A 23,010-nucleotide genomic window follows, 5' to 3' on the forward strand; every position below is an offset into this window, starting at 1 on the left:
GGCCGGGAGGGCCCGTTCAGGACACGTCGACCACCACGGAGTGCCAGCCGGTCGCACCGTTGGGTACGGTGCCGACGCGTTCTTCGGTCTGGGTGGCGCCGGTGCGGTCCGTCGCGCGGACCTCCAGGGTGTGGCTGCCGGAGGTGGCCGGCCATTCCCACACCCACTGGCGCCAGGTGTCCCGGCTGTCCTCGGCGGCCAGCCGCGCGGTGTTCCACGGGCCGCCGTCGACCCGGACCTCGACCCGCTGGATGCCGCGGTGCTGGGCCCAGGCGACCCCGGCGACCGGGACGGTGCCGGCCTTCGGGGAGGCGAAGGGGCGGGGGGTGTCGATGCGGGACTCGGTCTTGACGGGCGCCTGCCGGGACCAGGACCGCTTGACCCAGTAGGCGTCGTAGTCGTCGAACGTGGTGAGCTCGATGTCCTTCAGCCACTTGCAGGCCGACACGTATCCGTACAGGCCGGGGACGACCATCCGGACCGGGAAGCCGTGCTCGAAGGGCAGCGGCTCACCGTTCATGCCGAGGGCGAGCATCGCGTCGCGGCCGTCCATGACGTCCTCGACCGGAGTGCCGATCGTCATGCCGTCCACCGAACGCGCCACGATCTGGTCGGCGGCTCCGCCCCGGGACGGGGGCTTCACCCCGGCCTCCCGCAGCAGATCGGCCAGCCGCACGCCGATCCACCGGGCGTTGCCGACGTACGGTCCGCCCACCTCGTTGGAGACGCAGGTCAGGGTGATGTCGCGCTCGATGATCTCCCGGCGCAGCAGATCCTGGAAGCTGAGCGTCAAGGGCCTCTTCACGCCCTTGCCGTGGATCCTCAGCCGCCACTCGCCGGCATCGACGCGTGGCACGACCAGCGCCGTGTCCACCCGGTAGAAGCTCTTGTTCGGCGTGACGAACGAGCTCAGCCCGCGGATCCCCAGATCCGCGCCCGCGGGCACGGCCGGCGCCGCTGAGGCGGGCACGGGCAGGACCAGGTCCCGCCGTGAGGCGGCGGCCCCGGCCTGCACGGCCGACGTGAGCCGCCGTCCCAGCAGCCCGGCTCCCGCCGAGGCCGCCGCAGCGGCGCTCGCCGCGATGACGAAGCGCCGCCGGTCGAAGGCGCCGTGGTCCGGCTCCGTGTCCCTCCCGCCAGCCGCGGGGGAGGGGCCCGGAACCGGGGCCAGCCGTCCCGCCAGGAGATACAGCACTCCCGCGGCCACCACGGCGCCCACCACCGAGGGCAGCGCGTCGGCCACCCGGCCCTCGGGCCGGGTGGTCGCCGCGACTGCCCCGACCACCCCGAAGACCAGGACGGCCGCCGAGCCGATCAGCCGGCGGTGCAGCGCCAGCACCCCGACCGCCATGGCGAAGACCGCCAGCAGGGCCAGGATGCCGAGTTGCAGCACCAGCTTGTCGTTCGTGCCGAAGTTCCGTACGGCGAAGTCCTTGAGCGCCGGGGGAGTGCGGTCGATCACCGCACCGCCCACCGCCGCGACCGGACCCGCCTCGGGACGTACGACCGCCGCGACGAGCTCGGCGACGGCCAGGGCACAGAACCCGGCGATCACACCGCTGAGCGCGGCGAAGGCCGCACGTGCCCAGCGGGACCGCCGGGACCCCCGGGCCCCGTTCCGCGTGTCGTTCTGATCTTCACTCACATCCGGCATTCGTTCCCCGAAGCCCGGCGGATTGGTCTCTCACTCGACCGAATGAGAATCGGCCCGGGCCAATCCGCGGCACGACCGGCAACGAACCACAGCCGAAAGGCATCGACGCTCCTCCGTGACGGCACGGGGAGCGGCCGGCGCCGGTGAGCCGAGGAGGGCACGATGACAGACAGGCGGCGACGCACGGCCGTCGTGGGAAGCGGGGTGGCGGGACTGACCGCCGCCCACATCCTGCGCAGGGCGCACGACGTGACGCTGTTCGAGGCGGACGACCGGGTGGGCGGCCACGCGCACACCCACGACCTGCCCGCGGCCGACGGCCGGGTCCACCGCGTGGACTCCGGTTTCATCGTGCACAACCGGCGCACCTATCCGCATCTGCTGCGGCTCTTCGCGGAACTCGCCGTCCCGACGCAGGAGTCGGAGATGAGCATGTCCGTACGGTGCGAGGAATGCGGCCTGGAGTACGCGGGCGCGCGCGGCCCGGCCGGTCTCCTCGCCCGGCCGGCGACGGTCCGCGACCCCGCCTATCTGCGGATGCTGGCCGCCGTGCCCCGCTTCCACCGGGCCGCCCGGCGCCTGCTGGCGGACGGCGGCCCGGACGCGGACTCGATGACGCTCGGCGACTTCGCGGCACGCGGCAGGTTCTCCCCGTACTTCACCGCCCATTTCCTCACCCCCGTGGTCTCCGCGGTCTGGTCCTGCGACCCGGCGACCGCGATGCGCTACCCCGCCCGCTACCTCTTCCGCTTCCTCGACCACCACGGGATGCTCAGCGTCGGCGGCTCCCCGGTGTGGCGGACCGTCACCGGCGGTTCGGCCGCCTACGTCGACCGGGTCACCAAGCAACTCGGCGCCGTCCGCACCTCGACCCCGGTCCGTACCGTGCGCCGACACGCGGACGGAGTCGACCTCGTCACCGCCGACGACACCACGGAGCCGTTCGACTCCGTCGTCATCGCCACCCACCCCGACCAGGCGCTGCGCATCCTCGCCGACCCGACCGACGAGGAGACCCGCACCCTGGGCGCCTTCCGCTACTCCCGCAACCCCACCCTGCTGCACACCGACACCCGGCTGCTGCCCGCCGCCCGCGGCGCCCGCGCCTCCTGGAACTACCTGATGCCGTCCTGCTCCGCCGACGCCGCCCACGTCACCGTCAGCTACGACATGAACCGGCTCCAGCGCCTCGACGCACCCGAGACCTTCGTCGTCACGCTGAACGGGGCCGACCGCGTCGCCCCCGGCCTGGTCCGCGCCCGCATGGTCTACGAGCACCCCGTCTTCACCCCCGGGTCCGTCGCCGCGCAGGCCGGACTGCCCGCCCTCTCGGGCCCCGTCACCGCCTACGCGGGGGCGTACCACGGCTGGGGCTTCCACGAGGACGGCTGCCGCTCGGGGGCCGAGGCGGCCGCCGCACTGGGGGTGGACTGGTGAACGCCCTCTACCCCTGCACGATCACGCACGTACGGACCGCGCCCGGCAGGTACGCCTTCCGGCACCGCACCTACCTGTGGCTGATCGACCCCGACCGGCCGCCACCGCTGCCCCGCGCCCTGCGCCCGCTGGCGGGCTTCGACCCGCGCGACCACTTCGGCGGTACGGCCCCGACCATCCGGGCCGGCCTCGACCGCTTCCTGGCCGCCCACGGCATCGACCTCGCCGACGGCTGCGTGCGGATGCTCACCCAGGCCCGGGTACTGGGCCACGTCTTCAACCCGCTGACCGTCTACTGGTGCCGCCGCGCCGACGGCACCCCGCTCTGCACGGTCGCCGAGGTCCACAACACCTACGGCGAACGCCACTGCTACCTGCTGCGGCCGGACGGCTCCGGACGGGCGGACACCGGCAAGGAGTTCTATGTGTCGCCGTTCTTCGGTACCGACGGCGCCTACCGGATGCGGCTGCCCGAACCCGGCCGGCGGCTCACCCTGACGGTCCATCTGGAACGGTCCGGAACCCGGCCCTTCACCGCCACCGTCCGGGGCGTACGAAGGCCCGCAGACCCGGCCGAACTGCTCCGCCTCGCCGTCCGCCACCCCTGGTCCACGGCCGTCGTGTCGGCCGCCATCCGGCTGCACGGCATCCGCCTCCTGCTCGGCGGACTGCGCGTACAGCCCCGTCCCCACCACCGCACCCAGGAAGGAATGCAGTGAGCGTGTCCACGTCCCACTCCCCGTCCCCCTCCGTCCCGCCTCCCGTGGACACCACCACGGGCACCGGCCCCGGCCGCCGGCCCGACGTCCTGCGGCCGCCGCGCGCCTCCCGGCTGCGCACCGCCGTCGCCGAACGGCTCGTCCGCCGCGCCCTGGCCCGCCTCCCGCTCCGGGTCCGCCTGGCGGGTCGCGGGGACCTCGGTCTCGGCGGTCCGCTGATGGACGTGACCGACCCCGCCACGTTCTTCCGCCGGATAGGGGCCGACGGCCTGATCGGCTTCGGGGAGTCCTACATGGCGGGTGAGTGGGACTCACCCGACCCGGTGGGGGTCCTGACCGTCCTCGCCGACCAGGTCGCCACCCTGATCCCGCCGCCCCTCCAGCGGCTGCGCGGACTCTGGGCCCGCCGCCGCCCCGCCGGACAGCTCGGCACGCAGGAAGGCGCCCGCGACAACATCAGCCACCACTACGACCTGTCCAACGAACTCTTCGCGCTCTTCCTCGACGAAACGCTCAGCTACTCCGCCGCCCTCTTCCGCGGCTTCCCCGCCGAACAGGCCCTGCTGCCCGCCGCCCAGCACCGCAAGATCGACCGGTTGCTCGACCTCGCCGAGGCCGGCCCCGGCACCTCACTCCTGGAGATCGGCACGGGATGGGGCGAACTCGCCATCCGTGCCGCCGCCCGGGGCGCCCGCGTCGTGTCCGTCACGCTCTCCCGGGAGCAGCGGGACCTGGCGCGCCACCGGATCAGGGACGCCGGATTCGAGGACCGCGTCGACGTCCGGCTCTGCGACTACCGGGACGTGGACGGGGTGTACGACGCGGTCGTCAGCGTCGAGATGATCGAGGCGGTCGGCGCGGAGTTCTGGCCCGTCTACTTCCGCACACTGGACCGGCTCCTGGCCCCCGGCGGACGGATCGCCCTCCAGGCCATCACCATGCCCGACGACCGGATGCGGGCGGCCCGGAACACCTACACCTGGATTCAGAAGTACATCTTCCCCGGCGGACTCCTCCCCTCGGTCGAGGCCATCGACGAGGTCACGGCCGCCCACACCGCCCTGCGCGTCGAGCGGTGCGACGACTTCGGCACGCACTACGCCGAGACCCTGCGCCTGTGGCGTGAACGGTTCACCGAACGGGCCGCCGACGTCGAGGCCCTCGGCTTCGACGCCACCTTCCGTCGCATGTGGACCTTCTATCTGGCCTACTCCGAAGCGGGATTCCGCTCCGGCTACCTCCATGTGCGGCAGATGCTGCTGACCCGTCAGGAATCGGCGCGATGACACTCACCGGCAAGCGGGTGGCCACCGGCGCCGCCCAGCGGCTCGAACCCCTCGTCGAGCAACTGCTCGGCGGTGAACTCCCGGTCAGGGCAAGGATGTGGGACGGCAGCGAGACGGGCGCCGCCGACGGCCCCGTGGTCCATGTCCGCTCCCGCCGGGCGCTGCGCCGGCTGCTCTGGGCACCGGGCGAACTCGGTCTCGCCGAGGCGTACATCACCGGGGACGTCGACATCGAGGGGGACCTCGCCGACGGGCTGCGGGCGATGCGCCACGCGGTGCGCGAGCGCGGCCTGCGCCCGCCGCGCGCCGGGGCCGGTGACCGGCTGCGGGCCGTCGGCACCGCGCTGCGCATGGGCGCCGTCGGCCCCCGGCCGCCGGTCCCCGCCGCCCGGGCCGGACTCCACGGCGTCCTGCACAGCAAGGCCCGCGACCGGGCCGCCATCAGCCACCACTACGACCTGTCCAACGACTTCTACGCGCTGCTCCTCGACGAGACCATGGCCTACTCGTGCGGCTACTGGACGAGCGACGCACCCGGTTACGGGCCCGCCGACGCGCAGCGCGACAAACTGGAGCTGATCTGCCGCAAGCTGGCTCTGCGTCCGGGCGCGCGGCTGCTGGACATCGGCTGCGGCTGGGGATCGCTGACGCTGTACACCGCGCGGCGGCACGGCGTCCGCGTCACCGCCGTCACCCTGGCCCGGGAACAGGCGGCGTACGTCCGGCAGCGGGTGGCCGAACAGCACCTGGAGGACCTGGTCGAGGTCCGCTGCTGCGACTACCGCGACATCGGCCGCGCGCCCGGCCACGAGGGCGGGTACGACGCGGTGTCCACCGTCGAGATGGGCGAGCACGTCGGCGACGCGCAGTACCCGGCCTTCGCCGGGACGCTGCACGGCATGGTGCGGCCGCGGGGCCGGGTACTCGTCCAGCAGATGTCGCGGGGGCGTCAGGCCCCGGGCGGCGGGGCGTTCATCGAGTCGTACATCGCCCCCGACATGCACATGCGGCCCCTCGGCGAGACCGTGGGGCTGCTGGAGGGCGCGGGACTCGAAGTGCGTGACGTGGAAGGACTGCGTGAGCACTACGTTCTTACCGTCGACGCGTGGCGGCGCACCCTGGAGGAGCGCCGGGCGGAGTTCGCCGCGCTCGTCGGCGAGGAGACCGTACGGGTGTGGCGACTCTATCTGGCGGGTGGCGCCCTGGCTTTCGAGGAGCGGCGCATGGGCGTGGACCAGATCCTCGCCGTGCGGCCGGACGCGACCGGTTCGGCCGGGATGCCGGCCACCCGGGCCGACTGGTACACGGGCGCGACCGAGGTCCCTGCCGCCCGTCACGGGGAGACGGCCGGAGCCGGCGGATGAGCGGCTTCTCGTGGGCGGCGTTCGCACAGGGCCTCGCGCCCTGCGCGGGCGCCGCGCTGGCCGTCATGCTCGCCACCTTCGCCGTCGGCCTGTACAAGGGCGTGCACCGGGTCGTCGACGTCGCGTGGGGGATCGGGTTCACCGTCGTCGCCGTCGTCTCGTACGTCCTGTCGGCGGGTGAGGGCGATGACGGCCGGCGGCTGCTGGCAGCGGTCCTCACGGCGGTCTGGGGGCTGCGTCTGGCCTGGCACATCGCCCGCCGGGGCCGGGGCCATGGCGAGGACCCGCGGTATGAGTCGATGCTCGCCAGGGCGCCGGGCAACCCCGACGTGTACGCCCTGCGGAAGGTCTACCTGCTCCAGGGCGCCCTGGTCTGGCTGATCTCGCTCCCGGTGCAGGCGGCCGGGTACCTCACGGGCCCGGTCGGCGCCTGGGCCTGGGCCGGGGCGGGGCTGTGGGCGGTCGGGCTGCTGTTCGAGGGTGTGGGCGACCGCCAGCTCGCCCGGTTCAAGTCCGATCCGGCCAACCGCGGGAAGATCATGGACCGGGGGCTGTGGGCGTGGACCCGGCACCCGAACTACTTCGGGGACTTCTGCGTGTGGTGGGGCCTGTTCCTGATCGTGTGCCAGGCGCCGGGACCGGCCGCCGCCACCGTGGTCTCGCCCGTCCTGATGAGCTTTCTGCTCATCGGCGGCAGCGGGAAGGCGCTCCTGGAACGGCACATGGCGCAGCGGCCCGGGTTCGCCGCCTACCGGGCCAGGACCAGTGGCTTCCTGCCCCGCCCGCCGCGCCGCTGAGCCGTTCCCCGCCCGGCCTCGTGCCACGAGGCCGGGCGGACCGCTCACGCCGGCAGGCTCATCAGGGCCAGCGGGGCCGATGTCGGCTGTGTCGAGCCGCCCGCGGGTTCGACGGTGACGCCCATGCCCGTGGCGCCGTCCACCGGCCCGTCGAGCAGGGTCGCGTATGTCGTGGGGGAGTCGCCCGACGCCCGCATCAGGCCCGCCGGGCGCATCGTGCCGCCGTCGTCGAACCACAGCTGATAGACCTTGCCGCCGGGCGCTTCGGCCAGTCCCGAGGCCAGGAACACGGCACGGTCCTGGCTCTCCGAGACCACCACGGTGCCCGTCGCGCCGTCCTTCAGCGTGCCGGACCGTGACTGCGCGTCGGGTGCGGCGAGGACCTGGGCGATCCGCGCGTTCTCCTCCTGTGCGGCGCGTGCCTCCTGCCGGGCGTCCTGCGCCACCCGGTTCTGCCAGACCGCCACGCCGCCGAAGCCCGCCGCCGCGGCCAGGCTCGCGGCGAGCGCGAACGCCGGCCAGCGCCGGGTCCGGCCCGCGCCACTGCGGCCGGTGGCCCCGTCGCGTGCCCGGCGGCCACCGGGCGGCGGCTCCTGGCGTACGGTCGCGATCTCCCGAAGCACCCGCTCGCGCAGCTCCCGCGGGGGCGCGGCGGACACGGCGAGCCCCAGCCGGGTCGCGGTCTCCGAGAGTTCGTGCACCTCCACGGAGCAGGCCTCGCAGTCGCCCAGATGCCTCTCGAAATCCCGCCGTTCCGGCTCCGGGAGGGCGTGCAGGGCGTAGGCCCCGGTCAGTGTGTGCAGTCCGGCGTCGCTCATGCGCTCACCCCGAGGCAGTCGCGCAGCCGGATCAGCCCGTCGCGCAGTCGAGTCTTGATCGTTCCGAGCGGTGCCGCGAGCAGCTCCGCCACCTCGCGATACGTCAGCCCCCGGTAGTACGCCAGGGTGACGGACTCCCGTTGCAGCTCGGAGAGCGTCCGCATGCAGCGGCGGACCTGCTCCCGCTCCAGCCGGGTCTCCACCTGTTCGGTGACGTCGTCGAACGCGGGGGTTCGGTCGAGCAGCGCGGCCTTGTGCTCACGGGCCGTCGTGGCCTCCACCGAGCGGACCCGGTCCACCGCCCGGTGATGGGCCAGCGTCAGCACCCAGTTCATGGCGCTCCCGCGGGCGGCCTGGAAGCGCGGCGCCGTACGCCACACCTCGACCAGGACCTCCTGGGCGACCTCCTCGGACTGGGCCGGGTCGCGCAGCACGCTGCGCACCAGTCCGAGTACGGGCCCGCACACCGCCTCGTACACCTGGGAGAAGGCGTCCTGATCGCCCCGGGCGACCCTCCCCAGGAGTTCCTGGAGATCGGGTCCCGCCGAGGCCAGTCCGCTGATGTGCACGGCTTCTTTCACGCGGGCGTCCTCCCAGGATGCTCATCGGTCTCGTGGGGTGATTCGGAGCCGAAGGCGGCGCGGATTGGTCAGGGACCGAAATCCTCGCACCCCGTACGAGACCGCCCGGCCCGTTCCTCAGCGGGCCGCCACCGCCCGGTCCGGGAGCCCGCTCCCGGACCGGGTCCCGCGTGTCCGGACCGCGCGCAGTCGCAGTACCAGGAAAAGCAGCAGTCCGAACGGTGACAGCAGGATCGTCAGCACCAGCAGCGGGCCCATCAGCCACGGAGAGATCCCCAGCCGGCGGCTCTCCAGGAACATCCACTGACCCAGCAGCAGGTCCCAGGCGATGACCTGCGCCCACACCGCTCCCGCCCCGTTCGCCAGCGCGGTCAGATCACGGAACGTGTCGATGTCCGGGCTGCTCACCGCCGTCCAGAGCTCGGGAAACACCGGAAGGGCCATCGCCAGGTACACGGCGAGCACCGGCAGGACGGTCAGCGGCGAGGTGGCGATCCGGGCCGTGACCGCCCGGCCCGGCAGGAAGATCATGAGCAGCCAGAACGGGGCCGCCAGGACGAACGCGATCTCGAACAGTGCACCGGTCATGACACGAGTTCCTTCGTGGTGGAGGCAGAGGGATGCGCTTCGGGGCGCCCCCGCAGCGCCCCGTACGTAGCGGCGGCGGTGGCGGCCACGACGGCCGCGGCGGCCGTGAGGGTCACGCCGTCGGGATGGACGAGCGGCTGGCCGCGCAGCGCCTGCCAGGTGACCAGGGCGGTGACCGCGGCATAGGAGCCGGAGGCCACCCGCACCAGGCGCAGCCGTACCGCGGGGTCACGCAGCCGGACGAAGCGCGGCGCCAGCGCCACCAGGGCGAGGAGGAAGAGCGGAAGCAGTTGGAGCGCGTGCATCCCCACGAAGTGCGGGATGCGCAGATCGCCGCCGGTCGTCGACCAGCCGGTCAGTGGCATCGAGGGCCCGCCGTCCGGCACGCCCACCGCGTGGGCGCCCACCACATCGGCCGTGTCGAGGTTTCCGGCCGCCCGTTGCTCCTTGGAGGGCTGCGTCATCAGGAAGCCGAAACCGGCTCCCACCAGGGCCAGCAGCACGCCCGAGCGGATGGCCCAGGCGGAGGCGCGGTCCGCGATGCGGGCGCGCAGCAGGAGGATCGCGATGACCAGCGTGCCGGCCCACAGGATGACCACGGTGACGCCCATCGCGGCGAACAGTGACGCGTCGAACGGAGTGGCGTTGTTGAAGTGGCTGCGCTTCCCGCGGACGACCTGCCCGACGATGACCGCCATCTCGACGACGCCGGCGAGCGCGACCACGGTCCCGGCCCACCAGCCGGTGCGCCGGCCCCGGGTGAGCAGCGTCAGCATCCAGGCGAGCGCGAGGGCGTACACCACGAACGAGACCGCGAACTTGAAGGGTTTGAACCAGATCGCCGAGCCCGCCAGGACCCGGTCGTCGACGAGCAGGCCCACGCCGGAGACCACGGTCGTCACGGCCATGGCGGCGGCGAAGAGAACTAATGGACGGTGCCAGGTACGCCAGTGCGGCATGAGATCCCCCTGAGGTGATTATGGATAGTGGCACTCCCCGCTATCCGATAGTGGAACTATCTAGGATGGGCGGCGGGTTGGCAAGCGGGATGAAGGAGAACGCGCGGTGCGCATCGGCGAGTTGAGCCGTAGGTCCGGGGTTCCGGTACCGACGATCAAGTTCTACGTACGGGAGGGGCTGCTGCCGGCCGGGCGGCTGACCAGCCCGAATCAGGCGAGCTACGACGACGGGCACGAGCGCAGGCTCCGGCTGATCCGCGCGCTGCTGGACGTCGGAGGGCTCCCGCTGGCGGCCATCGGGGAGGTGCTCCGGGTGATGGAGGACCCGCAGCAGCCGCTGTTCGACGTGCTGGGCGCGGCGGCGAAGAGCATCGCGCCGTCACGGGGCGGCGACCCCGGCCCCGACCTGGAGGACGCCCGTGAGGACGTCGCGGAACTGCTGAAGCGCAAGGGCTGGCTGTGCGAGGCGGGCAGCCCCGGTGGGGAGTCCCTGGCCGAGGTGCTGGTGGCGCTGCGCCGGGCCGGTCACGGCAGCTTCGTGGAACTGCTCGACCACTACGCGGCCGCCGCCGAACAGGTCGCGCGCGCCGATCTCGACTACGTCGGGCGCCGCGTGGCGCGGGAGGACCTGGTGGAAAGCGTGGTCGTCGGCACGGTGCTCGGTGAGGCCATGTTCGCCGCTTTGCGCCGGCTCGCGCATGTCGACGCGTCGGCGCGGGTGTTCGGCGAGGAGGCGCGCGGCTGAGTGCGCGGCGTGGTGGTGTTGCGGGGTGCGGGGCTGAGCTCGCGGCGCGGGGGAGGTGCCGCGGCGCGCGACCGGGTCAGCGGCGCGGTGGTGGTGTGACGGGGTGCGACCAGGCCTGCGGCGGGGCGGCGGCGCGCGACCGGCGGCGCGCGGCGGCCGACGTGATGGGCGGGCACGACTGTGCCCCGGTCCTGGAGGGGCCGGGGCACAGTGCTGTTCGTCTTCAGGCGCTACGCGGCGCTCTCCTGCTCGCGCTCCACCTGTGCGTTCCACTCGCGCTTGACGGAGCGCCAGGCGTCGTCGTTCTGGCCCAGCCGCCAGTAGCCGGAGATCGACAGCTGCGGCAGCGGGATCCCGCGGTCGAGCCGCAGATGGCGGCGGATCTCCTTGACGAAGCCGGCCTCGCCGTGGACGAAGGCCTGCACGTCGCCCGCGGGGAACTCCAGCTCCTTCACCGCGGCGGTGAGCGCCTCGCCCACCGGGCGTTCGCCCCGGTGCAGCCAAGTGACCTCGACGCCGTCCGGCGACGCGATCTTCTGCTCCTCCGAGGCGTCCGAGACCTCGATGAACGCGTGCACCACCGCGCCGGCGGGCATCTGCTCAAGTGCCGCGGCCACGGCCGGCAGCGCGCTCTCGTCGCCCACCAGAAGGTGCCAGTCGGCCGAGGCGTCGGGGCCGTAGCCGCCGCCGGGGCCCAGGAAGGTCACCTGGTCGCCCGCGGCCGCGCGGGCCGCCCACGGGCCTGCGAGGCCCTCGTCGCCGTGCACCACGAAGTCGATCGCGAGCTCCCGGCTGACCGGGTCCCAGGAGCGCACCGTGTACGTACGCGTCGTGGGCCAGAGCTCGCGCGGGTACTCCTCGCGGATGCGGGCCATGTCGAAGGGGTGGGCGTAGTCGGCGCCCTCGGGAGCGAAGCACAGCTTGACGTAGTGGTCGGTGTAGCCGGACAGCGCGAAGTCGGCGAGACCGTCGCCGCCGAGCACCACCCGGATCATGTGCGGGGTGATCTGCTCGGTGCGCAGGACCTGCGCACCCTGCGCCGTGGGTGCCTGCCGCGCCGGTCGTTCTGCCACGAGGTTGTCTCCCTGCTCCGGATGCCGGACCGATGGCCCATACACGCGACGATTGGTCTTAGGGTTACCTAACCTAACACCTCGGGCGGGCGGTGTGGAGACGATGGACCGCCCGGCGATGCGTTCAGGCGGCGAGGACGGAGAGCAGACGCGTCAGGGCCCCGCCCAGTCCCCACTGGTCCGCGAGCGCTTCGAGTGTCGCGGGGTCCCGGGGTTCGGCGGGCAGCGCGGGGTCGAATTCCGGCAGCGGTACGTCAGCGGCGACCCGGACCACGGTCGGTGCGACGGCCACGTAGTCACGGGCCTCGTCGAGCCGCTTGCGCTGCGAGGGCGTCAGCTTGGCGGCCGGATCGTCGACCGCCGCCATGATCCCGGCCAGATCGCCGAACGCGTCCAGCAGCTTCGCCGCGGTCTTCTCGCCGATCCCGGGAACGCCCGGCAGGCCGTCGCTCGGGTCGCCGCGCAGCAGCGCCAGGTCGACATAGCCGGAGCCGGCCACTCCGTACTTCTCGCGGAGCCAGGCCTCGTCCGTCATCTGGAGGGTGCCGACGCCCTTCAGGGGGTAGAGCACCCGCACTCCGCGGGCGTCGTCCACCAACTGGTAGAGGTCCCGGTCGCCGGTGACGATGTCGACCGGGCCGGTCGCCAGGCCGGTCAGCGTGCCGATCACGTCGTCGGCCTCGTATCCCGCGACGCCGACCCGGGCGATGCCCAGGGCGTCGAGGACGTCCGCGATCACCGGCACCTGCGGGGCCAGCGTGTCGGGCGTCTCCTCCTCGTCGGGCAGTCCCGCGCCCGTCTCCACGGCGACGCGGTGAGCCTTGTACGAGGGGATCAGGTCGACCCGCCACTGCGGCCGCCAGTCCGCGTCCCAGCAGGCGACCAGATCGTCCGGCCGGTGGTCGTGCACGAGGCGGCCGATGAAGTCCAGCAGTCCGCGCACGGCGTTGACGGGGGTCCCGTCCGGTGCGCGCACCGAGTCGGGCACCCCGAAGTAGGCGCGGAAGTAGAGGGAGGCGGTGTCGAGGAGCATCAGGCGTCGCGTCACACCCCGATGATGCCGCACCCCACTGACACCTGATGCCTTGCCGCACGGACGCCGGCCGCCGCGGGCGTGGTTCCCGAACCAGCGCCGCTCTTCTGTGACCTGGGTCACTCTTGTGTTTGCCCTGTGTAAGCGGGGGCAGGCGCGGCACCGGAGCGGACCACGTCGCATTTTCAACTGGTGCACGTGCCATGCGGACCGAATCCGCACCGCTCCACGGTCTGCCGGAGGGGGTGGCAGACCGTTTTCGGTTCAACGCGTGAGGTGTATGTGTCAAGGCTGCAAGCCGAACACTTGTACAAAGTATTCGGCAGACGACCCGATCAAGCCGTGCAGAAGCTGAAGAGCGGCACGGACCGCGAAGCGCTGCGCGCCGACGGAACGACCGCAGCGGTGATCGACGCATCGTTCACCGTGGAACCGGGCCAGATCTTCGTCGTGATGGGTCTGTCCGGATCCGGCAAGTCCACCTTGCTGCGCATGCTCAACGGGCTGCTGGAGCCCACCGCCGGCCAGGTGCTCTTCGACGGCCAGGACCTGACCGCCCTGAGCCCCGCCGAACTGCGCCATGTCCGCTCCACCAAGATCAGCATGGTGTTCCAGCACTTCGCGCTCTTCCCCCACCGGAGCGTTCTGGAGAACGCCGCGTACGGCCTCGAAGTGCAGGGTGTGCCGCGCGCCGAGCGCCACCGCCGGGCCACCGAGGCACTGGAGATGACCGGCCTCGCCGGCTGGGAGAAGTCCTGGCCCGACGAGCTCTCCGGCGGCATGCAGCAGCGCGTCGGCCTCGCCCGCGCGCTCGCCACCGACGCCGACCTGCTCCTCATGGACGAGTCCTTCAGCGCGCTCGACCCGCTGATCCGCCGCGATATGCAGGACCAGCTCCTGGAACTGCAGAAGCGGCTGAAGAAGACCATCGTCTTCATCACCCACGACCTCAACGAGGCCATGCGCCTCGGCGACCGCATCGCGGTGATGCGCGACGGCGAGATAGTCCAGCTCGGCACCGCCGAGGACATCCTCGTCACCCCGGCCAACGACTACGTCGCCTCCTTCACCCAGGACGTCGACCGCTCCCGGGTGCTGACCGCCGGCGCCATCATGGCCGAACCGCACACGGTGATGGGCACGAAGACGGACGACGGCAAGGAACTGCGTACCCCCGCCGACGTGCTGCGGGAGGCACCGGCCACCGTCGCCGAGTCCACCCCGATCATCGAGCTGTTCACCCCCTGCTCGCAGAGCGGGGTCGCGGTCGCCGTGACCGACGACAAGGGCAAGCTCGTCGGCGTCGTGCCGAGGGCCCGGCTGCTCGCCGTGCTCGGTGAGCCGATGACCCCCACCGAGGCTCCCCAGGACGCCGCTGCCCCGCTGAAGAAGGTGGCCAGTGTTTAGGCTCCATCTCGGCGACTGGGTCGACTCCGCCGTCGACTGGCTCCAGACCCACCTGGCCTGGCTCTTCGACGCCATCAGCTCCGTGGTGAGCGGCATGTTCGACGGCATCGCCGCCGTGCTCTCCGCTCCCGCACCCCTGCTCTTCGCGGGCATCGTCGCCGTCATCGCCTGGTGGCTGCGCGGCCTGCTCGCCGGTGTGCTCGCGTTCGTCGGCTTCGCCCTCATCGACTCGGTCGAGTTGTGGGACGAGGCGATGGACACCCTCACCCTGGTGCTCGTCGCGACCATCGTGACGCTGGTCCTGGCCATCCCTCTCGGTATCTGGGCGTCCCGCTCGAAGGCCGTCAGCGCGGTGACCCGGCCGGTCCTCGACTTCATGCAGACCATGCCCGCCATGGTCTACCTGATCCCGGGCGTCATCTTCTTCGGCGTCGGCGTCGTCCCCGGGATCATCGCCACCATCATCTTCGCGCTGCCCCCGGGCGTCCGGATGACCGAGCTCGGCATCCGCCAGGTCGACGGCGAACTCGTCGAGGCGGCCGAGGCCTTCGGCACCACCTCGCGCAACACCCTGATCCGGGTGCAGCTGCCGCTCGCGCTGCCCACGATCATGGCGGGCATCAACCAGGTCATCATGCTGGGCCTGTCCATGGTCGTCATCGCAGGCATGGTCGGCGGCGGCGGCCTCGGCGGCGCCGTCTACCGCGCCATCGGCAACGTCGACGTGGGCCTCGGCTTCGAAGCCGGCGTCTCCATCGTCGTCCTGGCGATGTACCTGGACCGCATGACCAGCGCCCTGGGCCGCGAGGTCTCCCCGCTCGCCCGCCGCGCGCTCGCCAAGGCACAGGCGGTGACCGGTGGGCTGAAGGTGTGGAACTACCGCCCGCAGCCCGTCGTCGCCCTGGTCGGCATCGTGGTCCTCGCCCTCGTCGCCGGCGGCATGGGCATGTTCGGTTCCTCGGACAAGGACAGCACCGCGGGCTCCGACTCCCAGAACATCGGGGCCGGCAAGAAGATCAGCATGGGCTACATCCCGTGGGACGAAGGCATCGCCTCCACCTTCCTGTGGAAGGAGATGCTGGAGCGGCGCGGCTTCGAGGTCGACGTCAAGCAGTACGAGGCCGGCGCGCTGTACACGGGTATGGCGGGCGGTCAGATCGACTTCGAGACCGACTCCTGGCTGCCGGTCACCCACGCCGCGTACTGGAAGAAGTACAAGGACCGCCTGGAGGACATGGGCTCCTGGTACGGCCCGACCTCCCTGGAGCTCGCCGTCCCCTCGTACGTGAAGGGCGTCGACTCGCTCGACGACCTGAAGGGCAAGGCGTCGGACTTCAAGGGCCGGATCGTCGGCATCGAGCCGAGCGCCGGTGAGACGGGCCTGCTCAAGGACAAGATCCTGCCGGGCTACGGCCTGGACAAGGAGTACAAGGTCGTCGACGGCTCCACGCCGTCCATGCTGGCCGAGCTGAAGCGCGCGTACGCCAAGAAGGAACCGATCGTCGTTCCCCTCTGGTCGCCGCACTGGGCCTACAACCAGTACGAGCTCACCAAGCTCAAGGACCCCAAGAACCTCTGGGGCCAGGGTGACGGGATCCACACGCTGACCCGCAAGGGTTTCGCGGCCGACAACCCCGAGGTCGGCAACTGGCTCAAGAACTTCAAGATGACCGAGGACCAGCTCACCAGTCTTGAGGCGCAGATCCAGAAGAGCGGCTCCGGCAAGGAGCAGGAGGCCGTCAAGACCTGGCTGAAGGCCAACCCGGGCGTCGCCGACAAGTGGACCCCCGTCAAGAAGGCCACCACCTCCAAGGGCGCCAACGGCAAGGACGAGCGCGACCGCGCCGTCGAGATGGCCTGGTTCCCCTGGGAGGAGGACATCGCCGCCACGTACCTGTGGAAGGCCGTCCTGGAGGACCGCGGTTACAAGATCAACCTCAAGCAGTTCGAGGTCGGACCGATGTACGCCGCGATGTCCCGCGGCCAGATCGACGTGCAGTTCGACGGCTGGCTGCCGTACACCCAGAAGAACTACTGGGACAAGTACGGCCCCAAGCTGACCGACATCGGTTCGTGGTACGGACCGACGTCTCTCGAGATCGCGGTGCCCGACTACGTCAAGGACGTGAAGTCCCTGGCGGACCTGAAGGGCAAGGCCTCGGAGTTCAAGGGCCGGATCGTCGGCATCGAACCGGGTACGGCCACGATGGAGAACCTCAAGAAGAACGTGCTGCCGGCCTACGGGCTCGACAAGGAGTACAAGGTCGTCGACGGCTCGACGCCGGCGATGCTGGCCGAGCTGAAGCGCGCGTACGCCAAGAAGGAGCCCATCGCCGTCATGCTGTGGACCCCGCACTGGGCCTACAGCGAGTACAGCATGACCAAGCTCCAGGACCCGAAGAAGGCCTTCGGTGACGGCGACCGGCTGCACACCATCGCCTCCAAGGAGTTCCCCCGGAACTACCCGCAGCTGACCAAGTGGTTCAAGGACTTCAAGCTCGGCGAGGACCAGCTCGCCGGCCTGGAGAACCAGATCCAGAAGCACGGCGCGGGTCACGAGGAGGAAGCCGTGAAGGCCTGGATGGACAAGAATCCGGGCATCGCGGACAAGATCGCTCCTCAGCAGTAGCCGCGGCCGGGCCCTCACGAAGGGGCGCGGCACGGAAAGGGGTGGGCACCGCCGGTGGCGGTGCCCACCCCTTTCGGGCTGTCGGAACGTCTCTTTACCGGCCTTCCTCGCCCAACGGTGTGCGTAAGGTGCTCGCAGCCGGAAGGATGGCGAGTCGGGAGGGAGCCGGACAATGGACGACAAGGAAACACTCCGGGTGGGTGCCGCGGTCCGCCGACAGCGCAGATCCCTGGGACTCACCCTGGCCGCGGTCGCCGCGCGCAGCGGCCTGTCCGTGCCGTTCCTCAGCCAGATCGAGAACGAGCGGGCCAGGCCCAGCGCCCGTTCCCTGGACCGGGTCGCCGAGGCCCTGGAGACCACTACCGCGCGCCTGCGCGCGGCGGCGGACTCGGCGCGCGCGGTCGACGTCGTGCGCGGCGGGCAGGAGGACGGCGTGCGCCGGGTGGTGCGCGGCCGCCATCAGCTCAGTGCCCTCGAATTCACCGGGGAGCTCGACCTGGGGCGCGAGTTCCAGCACCGCAACGACGAGGTCCTGTACGTCGCGGAGGGCGCCGCCGAGGTCGAGGCCGAGGGCCAGGCCTACCGGCTGGAGCGCGGCGACACCCTGTTCCTCTCGGGCGGGGTACGCCACCGCTGGCGCGCCACCGTTCCCGGCACCCGGCTGCTGTTCGTCGCCGTCGCCGAACACATCGACGCCACCTTCGACCCGCGGCGCTGAGGCCCGGAGCCTGTCACGCCGGGCTCGCGGCCACCCGCGGCGGCGCGAGCAGCGCCCCGCTGAGCAGCCCGCGCACGGTCCGCACCCCGGCCACCGCCCAGGCCGCCACCAGCAGCACGTACAGGGCCACCGCCAGCCAGGTGAACGCCACGAGACCGGTGTGCCGGGCCAGACCGGCTGCCCCCGTCACACACGTACCGACGGGGAAGGTGAAGCCCCACCACGTCATCGCGAACGTCATCCCGCCCCGCACCGCCCGCACCACGAGGGCGCCGGACAGGGCCAGCCACAACAGGGCGAACCCCATGACCGGCACCCCGTACAGCACCGCGAACGCGCCGAGCGCGGAGGCGTACGGTGCCTGGATCGCACCCGGCGCCACATCGGCCAGCGCGTTGACCGCGGTCGTCGACTGGCCCAGCGGCCCGAGCACCAGGAACAGCGTGGGCGTCAGCGCGAGCGGCAGCGGCCCCTGGTGGACCAGCCGGGCGAAGACCAGCGGCAGCATCACCAGCGTCGCCAGCAGGCTCATCCCGAACATCGCGTAGCAGGCGAGCAGCAGCGCCTCCCGCCACTGGCCCGCCGGAAGCTCCGGCACCAGCAGCGGCCCGAGCGCGGCCGAGACCATGGGTGCCACCACCGGCAGCAGCCACACCGGGGACGCGGTGCCCGGCTCCGTCCGGTGGCGCACGATCATCAGATACGGGATCGCCACGGCTGCGGCCAGCCCGGTCAGGGTGCCCGCGGTGTACAGCAGCACATCCAGGGCGAGTGCCGCCCGATGCCCGATCACGTCCTTGCCGACCACCATCCCGGACCCGCCGACGGCCAGCAGCGCCATCGGGAGGCAGCCGTAGAAGGGTGCGACCGCGGGGTCCATGAGGTGGGCGCGGGCCTGGTCGCGGTGGGCCGACCAGTGTCCGGCGCGGGCCGCGAGCACGGCGGCGAGCAGAACAGCGGAGAGCAGCCACACCGTCGCGCAGGCCGCCCGCAGCCCGGGTATGCGCACGGGCAGGGCGACGCCCGCACTCGCCACGATCGCGGTGCCCATGACGGTCGCGTACCAGTTGGGGCCGAAGTGCCGCAGGGCCGGCCGCCGGGCGGCGGCGGAGTACGGGGGCGCGGTGCGGGTCTGCGGAAAGGTGGCCATGCCACGATTCTCGGCACCCGGGCCGCCCCCCACCAGGGAGTCCCGCCCTATGAGGTCATAAGGTGGACTTATGACCAGCGACGCGCCCGCGCTCCTCTCCCACCGGGTACCCGACCTCGGCGCCCTGGAACTGCTCCTCGCCGTCGCCCGGCACGGCAGCCTGGGACGGGCCGCCCGGGACGTCGGCATCACCCAGCCCGCCGCCAGCAGCCGCATCCGCTCGATGGAACGACAGCTGGGCCTCGCCCTCCTCGACCGCTCGCCCCGCGGCTCCCGGCTCACCGACGCCGGAGCCCTCGTCACCGACTGGGCGCGCCGCGTCGTCGAGGCCGCCGAGGCGTTCGACGCGGGCGCCCAGGCGCTGCGGGACCGCCGCGACTCCCGGCTGCGGGTCGCCGCGTCCATGACCATCGCCGAATACCTGCTCCCGGGCTGGCTGATCGCGCTGCGCGGCGCACGCCCCGGCACCGCGGTCTCGCTGCTCGCCGGCAACTCCGCGGTGGTCGCGCAGCGCCTGCTCGCCGGTGAGGCCGACCTAGGCTTCGTCGAAGGGCTGTCCGTGCCCGAGGGTCTCGACGGCACCGTCATCGCGCACGACCGCCTCGTCGTCGTGGTCGCCCCCTCGCACGCCTGGGCCCGCCGCCGTACCCCGCTGACCCCGGGCGAGCTGGCCGCGACCCCGCTGATCCTGCGCGAGCGCGGCTCCGGCACCCGCCAGGTCCTGGACGCCGCCCTCGCCGTGCACGGGGGACTGGCCCAGCCGCTCCTGGAGCTCTCCTCCACCACGGCGGTGAAGGGCGCGGCGGAGAGCGGCGCCGGGCCCTGCGTCCTGAGCGAACTGGCCCTCGGCGAGGAACTCTCGGCCCGGCGGCTGGTCAAGATCCCGATCGCCGGGGTCCGCCTGCGCCGCCAGCTCCGCGCCGTCTGGCCCGCAGGCCACCGCCCCACGGGCCCGGCCCGCGACCTGCTCTCCCTGACACGGTCGGGCCCGTCGGGGGACTGAGCGGCACGGTCCGGCCTTCGGAAAAGCGCTGGCCCGCCCCTGCGCCGGACATGAAGGATGGGCCCATGACCGTGACCGCACCGCCCGCCACAGGCGTCCGCCATCACTGGGCCGATCTGCCCGGCACCGTGCGCGACGCCGTCCAGGACATCCTCGGGTCGCCGGTCGTCGAGGCCCGCAGCCAGAGCGGCGGCTTCTCGCCCGGGGTCGCCGCCCGGGTCAGGCTCGCGGACGGACGCCGTGCCTTCGTGAAGGCCGTGAGCGCCGAGGTCAACCCCGACAGCCCGGACCAGCACCGTGCCGAGGCCCGGAACACCGCGGCGCTCCCGCCGCACGCCCCCGTACCGGAACTGCTCGGCTCGTACGACGACGGCAGCTGCGTCGCCCTCGTCCTGGAGGACGTCGAGGGCCGCCAGCCCCGCGTCCCCTGGGACCCGGCCGAACTGGAGCGCGTCCTGTCGGCTGTCGGCGACCTGTCCCGCACCCTCACACCGGCCCCGGTCGACGCACCCTCCGCCGCCACCGGCAAGACCACGATGTTCACCGGCTGGCGGACCCTGCACGCGGCGGGTGACACCGCGCGGCTCGATCCCTGGGTGGCCCGCCGGCTGGGCGCACTCGCGGAACTGGAGTCCGGCTGGGAGGAGCCCGCGAGCGGCGACACCCTCGTCCACGGCGACCTGCGCGCCGACAACATCCTGCTCACCGAGGACCGCGTCGTCTTCGTCGACTGGCCCCACGCCCTGCGCGCGGCGCCCTGGTTCGACCTGGTGACGATGCTGCCGTGCGTGGCGGCCCAGGGCGGCCCGGACCCGGAAGCCACCTTCGCCGCCCACCCGCTCGGCCGGGACGCCGACCCCGCCGGGGTCACCGCCGTACTCGCCGCGCTGGCCGGCTACTTCGTCGCGCACTCGCTGCGCCCGGACCCGCCGGGCCTGCCGACGCTCAGGGCGTTCCAGGCGGCCCAGGGCGCGGCCGCGGTGGACTGGCTGCGGGCCCGGCCCGGCCACGGGCTCGACGGCTGACCGCGTGGACACCGTTCAGCGCCGCGCCACGTAATACACGTTCAGGATGTCGCCCTCGACCCGCTGGGCGTCGATCCGGCCGAACCCGGCCTCGCCGAGCATCTTCCGGGCCCTCTGCTCACCCCATACGGTGCCCAGACCCTCACCGCCCTCGCCCAGCGAGACGCTCATGCAGTAGAAGACCGAGAACGTGTACAGCGCCGGGCCCAGCGGGTGGTCGATGTTCTCCTCCAGACGGCTGGACGCCGCGATGTCCCCCATCAGGAAGACACCGTCCTCGGCCAGGGCCGCGGCGACGCAGGCCAGCGCGCGGGCCGGGCGGGCCAGGTCGTGGATGACGTCGAACGCCGTGATCAGGTCGTACGAGCCCGACACCTCGGCGCAGTCGCCGATGTCGAAGGCGGTGTTGGCAAGCCCCAGCGCGGCGGCCTCGGCACGCGCGGCGGCGATGCCCTCCTCGGACATGTCGAGCCCCTGGAAACGGCTCGCCGGGAAGGTCCTCGCCAGGACGTTGACCGCGTGACCGTGACCGGTACCGATGTCCAGCACCTCGATGCCCGCGCGCAGCCGCTCCGTGAGACCGGGCACCAGCGGAACGATGCCGTTCACGAGAGCCAGGTCGAAGACCTCGCCGGACTCCTCCGCCTGAAGGGACTGGAACCGCGGATACGCGGAGTACGGCAGCCCGTCCCCGGTGCGGAACGCCTCCAGCACCTGCTGCTCGACCTCGCCCATCATGCCGAAGTCCTGCGCGATCCTGGCCAGGTTGTCCGGCCCGGCCGCCCGCGTCAGCGAGGCGGCGTGCTCGGGCGGCAGCGCGTACGTCTCCTGCTCGGGCACGTAGTCCACGAAGCCGCCGACGACCATCGCGCCCAGCCACTCCCGGACGTATCGCTCGTTCAGACCGGCGGCCTGCGCGATCTCCGCACTCGTGGCCGGCGCCATCCCGGCCATCGTGTCGAACAGACCGCTCCGGTGGCCCAGGCCCGCCATCAGACCCAGGCAGGTGTCGTTCACCACCTGGACCATGCGGCCCGCGAACGCTTCCTGCTTCACCGCGTCCGGTGCTGTGACGGACATCGTTCCTCCTCTCGGCACCGGGCCACGGGGAGGAGGCGCACCATACGGGCGGCCGCGCTCACGGCGGGCGGCCCGACGAGACGGCGACGCATGCTCTTCTTCCCGTCACGCTACGCCGCACGGGCGCCGGCGGCCGCCCGGGCCGCAGGCCTTTTCCGCGGGTCCACCCGCCTCAGTCGGCCGCCGCCGCCACCAACGCCTCCATCACCCGCACGTCGTCGCCCATCTCCGGATGCCACTGCACCCCGAGCACCCACCCCGGCCCCGGCAGCTCGACCGCCTCCACCGTGCCGTCCGCCGCATGCGCCGACACCACCAGCCCCGCGCCGAGCCGGTCCACGGCCTGGTGGTGGTAGGTGGGTACGTCGCAGGGGCCGGGCGCCACCGAGGCGTACAGCGTTCCCGCGACCGGCGTCACCGTGTGCGTACCGAACACCCCTGCCGCCCCGCCCGGCCCCGTGTGCCCGTCCAGATGCTGCGTCAGCGTGCCGCCGAGCGCCACGTTCAGCAGTTGCAKCCCGCGGCAGATCCCGAGCAGCGGCGTGCCCGACTCCAGCGCCGCCCCGATCAGTGCCGCCTCCCAGCCGTCCCGCTCCGGCGCGGGCGGCCCGGTCCGCGGGTCGCGCTCCGCCCCGTACCGCGCGGGATCCACATCCGGCCCGCCCGCCACCACCACCGCGTCGAGCCGGGCCACCACCGACGCCGCGCACTCCGGCGCGTCCGGCGGCAGCAGCACCGCCAGCCCGCCCGCCTCCCGCACCAGCCGGGCGTAACCGGCGGGCAGGAGCGTCGCCGGAAGGTCCCAGACGCCCCAGCGCGCCGAAGCCACCAGATAGGTACTGATCCCGATCACAGGACGGTTCATCGGACGCCTCACTTCACTGGCACGGCACGCGGAACGAACCGGCACCGTATCCAAATCCCTTGCCCCGCCCGTAGATTTG

General features: G+C 72.5%; 21 protein-coding genes. 11 read left to right on the plus strand and 10 right to left on the minus strand.

The annotated features are described in order from the left end of the window. Nucleotides 1–16: 16 nt before the first annotated feature. A complete protein-coding gene (locus EAO72_RS06140) occupies nucleotides 17–1,654 on the minus strand; it encodes a sulfite oxidase (RefSeq protein WP_148016161.1) in 1,638 nt (545 codons plus the stop codon). Nucleotides 1,655–1,816: 162 nt separating this feature from the next. Here EAO72_RS06140 and EAO72_RS06145 point away from each other — a divergent pair, with 162 nt between their 5' ends. From EAO72_RS06145 to EAO72_RS06165, 5 genes are read left to right on the plus strand one after another with little or no spacing between them, the layout of a single operon-like run. After that, nucleotides 1,817–3,091: an NAD(P)/FAD-dependent oxidoreductase gene (locus tag EAO72_RS06145; protein WP_148016162.1), complete on the plus strand. Its 1,275-nt coding sequence runs from the start codon at nucleotides 1,817–1,819 to the stop codon at nucleotides 3,089–3,091. Continuing rightward, a complete protein-coding gene (locus EAO72_RS06150) occupies nucleotides 3,085–3,810 on the plus strand; it encodes a DUF1365 domain-containing protein (protein WP_148016448.1) in 726 nt (241 codons plus the stop codon). Before EAO72_RS06145 ends, EAO72_RS06150 begins: the two co-directional genes overlap by 7 nt. A gap of 44 nt (nucleotides 3,811–3,854) precedes the next feature. Beyond that, entirely contained in the window at nucleotides 3,855–5,096 is a 1,242-nt protein-coding gene (locus tag EAO72_RS06155; protein WP_261991356.1) for an SAM-dependent methyltransferase, read from the plus strand. Next, nucleotides 5,093–6,460, plus strand: a complete 1,368-nt coding sequence (locus EAO72_RS06160) for an SAM-dependent methyltransferase (protein ID WP_148016164.1) — start codon at nucleotides 5,093–5,095, stop codon at nucleotides 6,458–6,460. Before EAO72_RS06155 ends, EAO72_RS06160 begins: the two co-directional genes overlap by 4 nt. After that, nucleotides 6,457–7,257 carry a DUF1295 domain-containing protein gene (locus tag EAO72_RS06165; RefSeq protein WP_148016165.1) on the plus strand — a complete coding sequence of 267 codons (801 nt, stop codon included), beginning with the start codon at nucleotides 6,457–6,459 and terminating at the stop codon, nucleotides 7,255–7,257. Before EAO72_RS06160 ends, EAO72_RS06165 begins: the two co-directional genes overlap by 4 nt. Before the next feature lie 44 nt (nucleotides 7,258–7,301). Here EAO72_RS06165 and EAO72_RS06170 read toward each other — a convergent pair whose 3' ends face one another. From EAO72_RS06170 to EAO72_RS06185, 4 genes are all read right to left on the minus strand, one after another. Further along, complete coding sequence (locus tag EAO72_RS06170; RefSeq protein WP_148016166.1) at nucleotides 7,302–8,075, minus strand: anti-sigma factor; 774 nt, start codon at nucleotides 8,073–8,075, stop codon at nucleotides 7,302–7,304. Continuing rightward, on the minus strand, nucleotides 8,072–8,656 hold the full coding sequence (locus tag EAO72_RS06175) for a sigma-70 family RNA polymerase sigma factor (RefSeq protein WP_148016167.1): 585 nt from the start codon (nucleotides 8,654–8,656) through the stop codon (nucleotides 8,072–8,074). The genes EAO72_RS06170 and EAO72_RS06175 overlap by 4 nt, the downstream gene beginning before the upstream one ends. A 117-nt stretch (nucleotides 8,657–8,773) precedes the next feature. Further along, complete coding sequence (locus EAO72_RS06180; protein ID WP_148016168.1) at nucleotides 8,774–9,244, minus strand: ABA4-like family protein; 471 nt, start codon at nucleotides 9,242–9,244, stop codon at nucleotides 8,774–8,776. Continuing rightward, nucleotides 9,241–10,203 carry a hypothetical protein gene (locus EAO72_RS06185; RefSeq protein ID WP_148016169.1) on the minus strand — a complete coding sequence of 321 codons (963 nt, stop codon included), beginning with the start codon at nucleotides 10,201–10,203 and terminating at the stop codon, nucleotides 9,241–9,243. The genes EAO72_RS06180 and EAO72_RS06185 overlap by 4 nt, the downstream gene beginning before the upstream one ends. A 106-nt stretch (nucleotides 10,204–10,309) precedes the next feature. Here EAO72_RS06185 and EAO72_RS06190 point away from each other — a divergent pair, with 106 nt between their 5' ends. Then, nucleotides 10,310–10,948 carry a MerR family transcriptional regulator gene (locus EAO72_RS06190; RefSeq protein ID WP_148016170.1) on the plus strand — a complete coding sequence of 213 codons (639 nt, stop codon included), beginning with the start codon at nucleotides 10,310–10,312 and terminating at the stop codon, nucleotides 10,946–10,948. A gap of 230 nt (nucleotides 10,949–11,178) precedes the next feature. On the opposite strand, the gene EAO72_RS06195 is transcribed toward EAO72_RS06190, so the two are convergent. Beyond that, complete coding sequence (locus tag EAO72_RS06195; protein ID WP_148016171.1) at nucleotides 11,179–12,021, minus strand: siderophore-interacting protein; 843 nt, start codon at nucleotides 12,019–12,021, stop codon at nucleotides 11,179–11,181. Between the two features lie 124 nt (nucleotides 12,022–12,145). Beyond that, nucleotides 12,146–13,054 (minus strand): 5'-3' exonuclease, encoded by a 909-nt coding sequence (locus EAO72_RS06200; protein ID WP_148016449.1) that lies wholly within the window; start codon nucleotides 13,052–13,054, stop codon nucleotides 12,146–12,148. A 342-nt stretch (nucleotides 13,055–13,396) separates the two neighbouring features. On the opposite strand from EAO72_RS06200, the gene EAO72_RS06205 reads away from it, so the two are divergent. The 3 genes from EAO72_RS06205 to EAO72_RS06215 all read left to right on the plus strand — a co-directional run bounded on the left by EAO72_RS06205 (nucleotide 13,397) and on the right by EAO72_RS06215 (nucleotide 17,808). After that, on the plus strand, nucleotides 13,397–14,461 hold the full coding sequence (locus EAO72_RS06205) for a quaternary amine ABC transporter ATP-binding protein (RefSeq protein ID WP_148016172.1): 1,065 nt from the start codon (nucleotides 13,397–13,399) through the stop codon (nucleotides 14,459–14,461). Then, complete coding sequence (locus EAO72_RS06210) at nucleotides 14,454–17,090, plus strand: ABC transporter permease/substrate binding protein (RefSeq protein ID WP_148016173.1); 2,637 nt, start codon at nucleotides 14,454–14,456, stop codon at nucleotides 17,088–17,090. Before EAO72_RS06205 ends, EAO72_RS06210 begins: the two co-directional genes overlap by 8 nt. Nucleotides 17,091–17,262: 172 nt before the next feature. After that, nucleotides 17,263–17,808: a helix-turn-helix transcriptional regulator gene (locus tag EAO72_RS06215; protein ID WP_148016174.1), complete on the plus strand. Its 546-nt coding sequence runs from the start codon at nucleotides 17,263–17,265 to the stop codon at nucleotides 17,806–17,808. A 13-nt stretch (nucleotides 17,809–17,821) separates the two neighbouring features. Here the strand turns inward: EAO72_RS06215 and EAO72_RS06220 are convergent, their stop codons facing one another. After that, nucleotides 17,822–18,958, minus strand: a complete 1,137-nt coding sequence (locus tag EAO72_RS06220) for a TDT family transporter (RefSeq protein ID WP_148016175.1) — start codon at nucleotides 18,956–18,958, stop codon at nucleotides 17,822–17,824. A gap of 70 nt (nucleotides 18,959–19,028) precedes the next feature. On the opposite strand from EAO72_RS06220, the gene EAO72_RS06225 reads away from it, so the two are divergent. Then, on the plus strand, nucleotides 19,029–19,961 hold the full coding sequence (locus tag EAO72_RS06225; RefSeq protein WP_148016176.1) for a LysR family transcriptional regulator: 933 nt from the start codon (nucleotides 19,029–19,031) through the stop codon (nucleotides 19,959–19,961). A 65-nt stretch (nucleotides 19,962–20,026) separates the two neighbouring features. Continuing rightward, nucleotides 20,027–20,986 carry a phosphotransferase family protein gene (locus tag EAO72_RS06230; RefSeq protein WP_148016177.1) on the plus strand — a complete coding sequence of 320 codons (960 nt, stop codon included), beginning with the start codon at nucleotides 20,027–20,029 and terminating at the stop codon, nucleotides 20,984–20,986. A gap of 15 nt (nucleotides 20,987–21,001) precedes the next feature. Here EAO72_RS06230 and EAO72_RS06235 read toward each other — a convergent pair whose 3' ends face one another. Together EAO72_RS06235 and EAO72_RS06240 are read right to left on the minus strand one after the other, a co-directional pair. After that, nucleotides 21,002–22,066, minus strand: coding sequence for a methyltransferase domain-containing protein (locus EAO72_RS06235; RefSeq protein ID WP_148016178.1), 1,065 nt, complete (start codon nucleotides 22,064–22,066; stop codon nucleotides 21,002–21,004). 172 nt (nucleotides 22,067–22,238) lie between these two features. Then, nucleotides 22,239–22,931, minus strand: coding sequence for a gamma-glutamyl-gamma-aminobutyrate hydrolase family protein (locus tag EAO72_RS06240; protein ID WP_148016179.1), 693 nt, complete (start codon nucleotides 22,929–22,931; stop codon nucleotides 22,239–22,241). Between the last annotated feature and the right edge of the window lie 79 nt (nucleotides 22,932–23,010).

This window comes from Streptomyces sp. OR43, from assembly GCF_008042275.1.
Classification (GTDB): domain Bacteria; phylum Actinomycetota; class Actinomycetes; order Streptomycetales; family Streptomycetaceae; genus Streptomyces.